This window comes from Dietzia sp. SYD-A1 (assembly GCF_015356725.1).
Lineage (GTDB): Bacteria > Actinomycetota > Actinomycetes > Mycobacteriales > Mycobacteriaceae > Dietzia.
In genome coordinates this window covers 1-1,940 of the sequence record NZ_JADDKI010000545.1, presented here as the reverse complement: position 1 = coordinate 1,940, position 1,940 = coordinate 1, and the positions used below count along the sequence as shown (strand labels likewise).

General features: G+C 71.9%; 2 protein-coding genes. Both read left to right on the top strand.

What is annotated here, in order from left to right; translation table 11 throughout:
* The coding region (locus tag IY392_RS16705; protein WP_194861835.1) for an arabinofuranosyltransferase at nt 1-578 on the top strand (578 nt) is incomplete at its 5' end.
* 12 nt (nt 579-590) lie between these two features.
* The coding region (locus IY392_RS16700; RefSeq protein ID WP_309234207.1) for an arabinosyltransferase domain-containing protein at nt 591-1,940 on the top strand (1,350 nt) is incomplete at its 3' end.

Sequence of the window (1,940 nt, the reverse complement as noted above, 5' to 3'; positions counted from 1 at the left end):
CCCTGCGCGTGGGCGTCATGGCCACCCTCGCCGCAGTCGCCCACGCGCAGGGGATCCCCGATCACCTGCACGAGGAGATCCGCCTGGCCTACACCGACACCGACGGCGACGGCGAGCGCGCGGACCGCTACCCGCCCGGACCGGAATCCCACTACGCCGAGATCGACAGCGTCATCCTCGAGGCGTTCCCGGGCCGCGAGAGGACCGACCTCGTCGTGGCCAGCACCGCCGACGCCTTCCTGGCCTACCACCCGTACCTGGCCTACCAGGCGGTGACCTCCCACTACGCCAACCCGCTCGGCCGGTACGCCGAACGCAACGAGACGATGATCGGCTGGGAGGACGCCACGAGCGCGGACGAGTTGTACGCGATGATGACCGACACGCCCTGGAGACGCCCGGACGCCGTGGTCGCCCGCCCGTCGGGTTCCGGGTACACCCTGCGCCTGGCCGAGGACACCTACCCCAACGACCCCAACGTCCGCCGGTTCGGCGTCACCATCCCCTCGGAGGCCGTGACCGGACCCCACTTCGAGGTCCACGACGTGGGTCCGTTCGCCGTGATCGTGGTGCGATGAGGTGACCACACCGTGACGACGAGCGACGGGAGCCCCCTCGGGTTGCACCCGTACCCGGGGATCGACCGCGACCGTCGCATGGCCGTCATCACCGGCTTCCTCGGCGCGTTCCTGGCGATCCTCGCCGGTCTCCTGCCTGTCCACCAGGACACCACCGAGGTGCGCTGGACCGCCGGACCCGACTACGCCTCCGTCACCGCCCCCCTGGTCTCCGGGAGGCCGCTCGACCTGACCATCACCGCCCCCTGCGGCCCGCTGGCCGAGGTCCCCGACGACACGATCGTGTTCTCGACCCTGCCCGACGGCGCCCCGGGCCGGATCTCCGACGGTCTGGTGGTGCAACGTTCCACGGACGCCGCGGGCGACCCCGCGATCGAGGTGGCGGTCAGGAACACGCCCCTGCTCTCGGTCCCGCTGTCCGCCCTCCGGGACCCGGACTGCGGGTCCCTGCGGGTACGGGCCGAGGTCGGGATCCTGGTCGCCGAGCTGACCGGACTGTCCGACGACGAGGGTGCGGACGGGGGCGCCGCGGAGAACGGGCAGCCGAACGGGGAGGCGGACGGTGAGGACCCGGTCCGCGCGGCCGTCCCCGGGACCATGCGCCCGCAGGTCACGGGGATCTTCACGGACCTGACGCCCGCCTCGGCGCCGGAGGGGCTGGACTCGTCGACGGTGGAGATCACCGTCGACTCCCGGTACTCGTCCAGTCCCACCGCGCTCAAGCTGGCGATGATGGCGCTGGGCGTCCTGGCCACACTCGCCTCGGTGGTGTTCCTGCACCGCCTCGACGGGATCGACGGCCGGTCCGACCGTCGGTTCGTCCCCCGCTCGTGGACCCGGTTGTCGGCCGTGGACGGCGTGGTGGTGGGAGTCCTGGGGTTCTGGCATCTCGTCGGTGCCAACACCTCCGACGACGGCTACCTGCTCACCATGGCCCGCTCGGCCGGGCCCAGCGGCTACATGGCCAACTATTACCGCTGGCTCGGCTCCCCCGAGTCCCCCGTGGGGTGGTACTACGAGATCCTCCGGGTGTTCGCCGAGGTGTCGACGGCGAGCCCGTGGATGCGCCTGCCCACCCTGGCGTGCGGAATCCTGGCCTGGTTGATCATCAGCCGGGAGGTGGTCCCGCGCCTGGGCCGGCTCGCCCGAACCTGGCACCGGCCACGGTGGACGGGCGCCGCGCTGTTCCTGGCCTTCTGGATGGCGTTCAACAACGGGCTGCGTCCCGAGCCCGTGATCGCACTGGGCGCCCTGCTCACCTGGTCGCTCGTGGAGCGGTCCATCGCGACGCGCAGGCTCGTCCCGGGCGTCGCGATGGACCGCTCCACGAGCGACCAGGTGAGCAGGGCGCCCAGTGCGATC